This window comes from Rhizobium sp. P1_E6, assembly GCF_056405875.1.
The window spans coordinates 1-5,640 of the sequence record NZ_JBFUBG010000174.1 but is presented as its reverse complement, the minus strand read 5'-3'; the positions used below and the strand labels follow the sequence as shown (position 1 = coordinate 5,640).

The 5,640-nt window shown below is 60.5% G+C and carries 4 protein-coding genes and 1 pseudogene; all 5 read left to right on the top strand.

From position 1 onward, the window contains the following. The coding region (locus AC1D35_RS34580) for an ATP-binding protein (protein ID WP_477942385.1) at positions 1-1,755 on the top strand (1,755 nt) is incomplete at its 5' end. Positions 1,756-2,312: 557 nt separating this feature from the next. Next, positions 2,313-3,380 carry an ABC transporter substrate-binding protein gene (locus AC1D35_RS34575; protein WP_477942383.1) on the top strand — a complete coding sequence of 356 codons (1,068 nt, stop codon included), beginning with the start codon at positions 2,313-2,315 and terminating at the stop codon, positions 3,378-3,380. Next, positions 3,361-4,464: a FecCD family ABC transporter permease gene (locus AC1D35_RS34570; RefSeq protein ID WP_477942381.1), complete on the top strand. Its 1,104-nt coding sequence runs from the start codon at positions 3,361-3,363 to the stop codon at positions 4,462-4,464. Before AC1D35_RS34575 ends, AC1D35_RS34570 begins: the two co-directional genes overlap by 20 nt. Then, positions 4,457-5,215 (top strand): ABC transporter ATP-binding protein, encoded by a 759-nt coding sequence (locus AC1D35_RS34565; RefSeq protein ID WP_477942379.1) that lies wholly within the window; start codon positions 4,457-4,459, stop codon positions 5,213-5,215. The genes AC1D35_RS34570 and AC1D35_RS34565 overlap by 8 nt, the downstream gene beginning before the upstream one ends. After that, positions 5,208-5,640 (top strand): annotated as a pseudogene (locus AC1D35_RS34560) (hypothetical protein); the annotation flags it as partial. The gene AC1D35_RS34565 and the pseudogene AC1D35_RS34560, both read left to right, overlap by 8 nt.

Here is a 5,640-nt window from a genome sequence, read left to right as displayed (position 1 = left end):
GCACTGTCCCAGGCGGAGCGAACGGCCCGGCATGCACAGCTTGCTCTCAGGCTCTCCCGATTGGAGAGCTCTGTCGCCTCGGGACAAATCGACCTGGATGCAGCGCAAGCTCATGCGGAGGCCATCAATAGTAATTTTGGGCTGCTGTTTGGGCACACAGGCGTGCAAGTCCTTGATATCGACCAGATGGCGAAATGGCTGCGAGCCCTGACCACAATTGCGGACAAACGCCGGCGCCTTCAGGAATACGAAGACGAATGTCAGCTTCTTTTGAGGCGCAAGGCGCCCGTTCTCTCCGAGCTGACGGCGATTGCGACGGAATTGGGACTCACCGATAAATTCCAGGGTCCTTTGGAGGCCGCCGTCAGGGTCCTGGCCGGAAAGCTCGATGATTTGAGGAAGGCATGGGACGATAGCCGCCTGGCTCATGCCAGGCAAGAAAACCTCAGAGCTGACATCGATGACGGGGAGCAGAAACTCAACGCGGCCGCCCTGCGCATCGAAACGTGGCGAGGCCAATTCTTGGACGCCTGCCGTACATTTGGCCTGCATCAGGAACCGACGTTGGAGATGGCCGAGGCGGCCATACAGGTTTGGAAAGATATTCCGAGATCGCACGCGGAAAGGCAAAACAGGCAGCGGCGCGTCGATGGGATGGCGCGCGATATCGAGGCGTTTGAACGGAACGTCATGGCTGTTTGCGAGATCGTCGACCCGGCGATCGCCAAGGGCGCTCCGGAGACCGCCGTCGACGTTCTGCACCAGCGTGCGGTCTCTGCGAAATCTGCTAGCGAGCGCAGGGATCTCCTGATGCAGTCCCGCGATCGGGCCTTGGCGGATCGCGGGCGGATAGCGCAGGCCAACGATGATGTCGCACGAGATGTCGAGGAGATTCTAGCCCGGCTGGAAGTTAAAGCTGATAGCAGAACGTTGCTTGACCTTCTTCATCAGCGGAGCGCTGTCATGGGCCGGCTCGATGAGTGCCGGCGCAGGCTTTCCTTGCAGTCGAGGGGTTTGGCGGAGCCGGAGATACGCAATCAGCTTGCTCACTTCGACCGGTTTGCTGCAGGCTTGGAAATCGAGTCGCTAACGGCATCAGATTCCGAGCAATATGAGCAGTTCGGTCGGCTCAAGGGACGCCTGGCCGAACTCGGAGCGATCAGGGACAATCTCGAGTCAGGTCCAAGTGCGGAAGAGGCTGCCTTCGAAAAGCTTGCCGCCGAGCAGGACGCACAGGACCTCGCGAGGCAATGGGCGATTTTGAAAGTTGCGTCGAAGTTGCTTTCCTCATCGCTTGAGCGCCATCGCGAGAGCCAGAGCGACCCTCTGCTTTTGCGCGCCGGCGAGCATTTCTCCGCTCTGACGAAAGGTTCGTTTACGCGCCTGGTCCAGGAATTCGGGGATGACGACAAGGTCCAGATTAAAGCACAACGAGCGAGCGGCGAACGGATCGGACCGAAGGCGCTCAGTGAGGGGGCGGCCGACCAGCTTTATCTCGCGCTGCGGCTGGCTTACCTCGAAGACTACAGCAGTCGAAACGAGGCCATCCCATTTGTGACCGATGACGTGTTCCAGACGTTCGATGACGAGCGCAAGGCGTCCGGACTGACGACATTGGCTTCGAGCGGGCACATGTTTCAGCCAATCCTGTTCACCCATGAGGGCAAGATCGTCGAGATTGCGCGAGACCTGCTCGGAAACGATGTCGATATCATTCCATTTGATCGCGTCGCTGGCCTCGAATCCGTTGCGTGACCGGAATCGTTTTCTGGTGCAAGCCGCCTGCCTTCGCTGCGGAGAGAAAGTGGTGCGCGGGAACGAAGTCGCTCCAAACGATGTGCTCCAAAGGTCTTGAGCCTTTGCCACACCACCATGTGAAGCATGGGCGCCAGCAGTTCTATTCCGGTCAAGAGCAACATATTGGCCTTGGATTCGGTTGACGCGTGGCGATATCATGGCTGCTAGTGTCTGGCTTACGAAGGGCAGGTCGGGCGGTTATCACGTAGGTTTACCCTGCGATAATTGAAGCGACTCGATGGCTTTACGTGAAGACGAAGCATATCGTCGGAGTTTCGCCGCATGCCGTCTCAGTCTTCGTGAACGCGGAAGCGCGTTGCGACTGGCGATCGTTAAATTCGGCAAGCGCACTCATAATCAGTTTCTCGACGAAATCAGCACAAAGTCACTCCCGTCGGCTCCAACTTGGACTGGACAGCCATCAATAACATGACTAGAAAACTCATGTTATTGACCCTGCCACCTGCTGCGCTCCGAGCGCCAAGGGGCCGGAGTGCCAGTCAAAGGAGTGATCCATGTCCAGCCGTCTCAAGGCTTTTTCCGCCTTGGCAATGCCCCTCGCGCTTTTCCTGCCGGCAACGTTGCATGCCGAAAGTTCGTTTGTCGATCACCGCGGAAAGACCATCACTTTCGAGAAGCCCCCGGAACGGGTGGTCACGATCGTCCGCTCCGCGCCGATCATCTATCGCGCAGTGGACGAGAAGGCGGACAATATCGCCGGCATGAACAGGGATTCGCTGGTGCGTTATTTCACCAAGGGCATCTATGCCGAGATACTGCCCGAAATGGCGAAGATCAATGCCAGTGCCGCCCAGGACGGTTTTGTGCCGAATGTCGAGGCGATCCTCGCTGAGAAGCCTGACGCCGTAATTCAGTGGAACCATGATGAAAAGCTCATCGAGCCGCTGGAACGTGTCGGCCTGACCGTCGTCGGTTGGCGGTGCTGCACCGAGCAGGATCGCCTCGACTATATCTCGCTGACCGGCGCCATGACCGGCCGCAACGACCGGGCCCAGGCGATCCTGAAGGCGCAGGCCGACACGTTGAAGGCACTCGGTGACAAGGTCGGCAAGCTCGACACGTCGGCCTTTCCCTCCATCCTGCACATCGACAAGGTGGCCGACCAAATCCAGGTCATCGCCAATGGTTCGCAGGACCTCTCGCTCAGCGGCGTGACCAATCCGGCAGCAGATAAATCAGGCGAATGGTGGCGCACTGTCGATTTCGAACAATTGCTGGTCTGGAACCCCGACATCATCGTCATTCCGGCCTATGCAAGCGACCTCAATCCTAAGGATTTCTTCGACAACCCGGTTCTTGCCAATCTCAAGGCGGTCAAGGAGAAACGCGTCTACAAGCAGCCGGTCTTTGCCCGCACGCCCGATGCGCCGGAGATCTTCCTGACGTCGGAATGGCTGGCGGCAGTCGCGCATGGCGCCGACTTTGCCCCGGATTTCCGAAAGCAGATCCGCGATGTCTACAAGCTGATCTACGGTACCGCGCTGACGGACGATCAACTGAAGGCGATTCTCGAATCCGAAAGCAACGCGCCGGCGGACAAGTATGTCGAACTCTTCGGCTAGCCCTCGCGCCGGCGGTACGGCGCGGCACGCGAACGCCGCCGCGCCGGGCCGCACGGGGCGGAAACTGGCTTCGGTTTCCGTCCTTCCCGTTCTGATCGGCCTGCTGGTCGCAGCCATCCTCTATTCGGTAACGATCGGCCGCTACGACCTGTCGGTCCGGGATGTCGCCTATATCCTGATCGACAACGTCCACCCACTGGTTATGCCCTATTGGGATCCGGTGCAGGAAGTCGTGGTCGAGCAGGTCCGCCTGCCGCGCATCATGGCGGCTGTCATTGTCGGCTTCGGCCTGTCCATTTCGGGCGCGGCGCTGCAGGGRCTGTTTCGCAATCCGCTGGTCGATCCCGGTATCATCGGCGTGACGTCAGGGGCCGGTTTCGGCGGAACGCTGGCGATCCTCGTCGGCTTGCAGGGTTATTTTCTGCTGACCTTGGCCTTCCTTTTCGGCATCGGCAGCATCCTGCTCGTCAAGCTGCTGTCGACGGTGCGGGGGCGCACCAGCATGTTGACGCTGGTCCTGGCGGGCGTGGTTATATCGGCCTTCTTTTCGGCGGCGATATCCATTGCCAAGCTGCTGGCCGATCCCTTCCAGAAACTGCCGGCCATCACCTACTGGCTGATGGGCAGCATCGCCTCAAGCAGCTATGCCGATGTGCTGCTGGTCGCCGTCGCGGTAGTGCCATCAAGTATTGCGATCTATCTCCTGCGCTTCCAGATCAACATCATGTCGCTCGGCGAGGAGAAAGCGAGGGCGCTCGGCACGAAGGTCGTGCTGGTGCAATGGATCATTCTGCTGGCGTCGGCGCTGGTTTCGGCGGGCGTGGTTGCGACATCGGGCATTATCGGCTGGGTCGGCCTCGTCATTCCGCATGTCGCCCGCGCGCTCGTCGGCGCCGACCATCAGCGGCTGCTGCCGGTCTCCGGCGTCATCGGCGCGATCTATCTGCTGATGGTTGACAATCTCGCGCGAACCGTGAGCACCGCGGAGATCCCGCTCGGCATCATCACCGCGCTGATCGGCGTTCCCGTTTTTGCGGTCATCCTGCGCCGTCTGCATGCGAGGGGAGGCTGGGCCGGTGATTGAGGCAAGCGATCTCACCGTCGAGCGGGGCGGCAAAACCATCCTCAGCAATTACAGCCTCCGCCTGGAACGCGGGCGGATTCTCGCCGTGCTCGGCGCCAACGGCGTCGGCAAGACGACGCTGATCAATACGCTGATCGGTGTCATCAAGCCGAAGTCCGGTCGGCTTGCGGTCGCCGGCCAGGTCGGCTTCGTGCCGCAGCTGTTCGAAGTGCCCTTCGCCTATTCCGCGCTGGATATCGCCCTGATGGGAAGAGCGCGCCATCTCGGTCTGTTCGGTGCGCCGCGCAGGAAAGATTATGAGATCGCGCGGCACTATTTCCATATGCTCGATATCGAACATCTCGAACCGCAGGCCTTCAATTCGCTGAGCGGCGGCCAGCGCCAGCTTGTGATGATCGCCCAGGCGCTGGCATCGGAATGCGAGCTGCTGGTGCTCGACGAACCCTGCGCCGCCCTCGACTACAAGAACCAGGACAAGGTTCTCGGCCTGCTCGCGCATCTCCGCCAGGAGCACGGCATGACGATCGTCTTTTCCACGCACATGCCGCAGCACGCGGTGGAGATTGCAAGCGACGTGCTGCTGATGACCAGCGCCAGCCAATATGTCTGCGGGCCGACGGAGGAAGCGCTCAGCGCCGAAAACCTGACCGACCTCTACGACCTGCCGATCGCGCGCGCCGATTTCGACGGGCTTGCCAAGCACACCTATGCGCCCGTCTTCCGCCATGAAGGAGCACGTCTCGATGGCTGAAGCCACCCGGTCAGGCAAAGGCATCGCCTATATCCATTGGGGCAATAGCTGGCAGCTGCGCAGCTTCCAGGATTTCCGCCACTATGTCGACGACCTCATCTACATCAACGACTTGCCCAAGGTCGATCTCAGCTCCTACGCCGCCGTGGTCATGCCGGATGCGATGGATGCGGCGGCACCGCTCCCGCATGCGCAGCAGCTGAACGCCTATCTCGCGGGCGGCGGCTTCCTCGTCGTCTGCCTGCAGGGCCATGCCGACTGGATCGACATTCCGGGGCTCGAATGGACGCCCGGAAATTGCCGCGACTGGCTGTGGTGGACGAAGGGCGAAAAGCTGGAGGTCCGGCTCACCGAGCCGCACCACCCGATCACCGAAAGCATGCCGCTCTCGCATATGAGCTGGCACTGGGGCGGCTCCTACAACG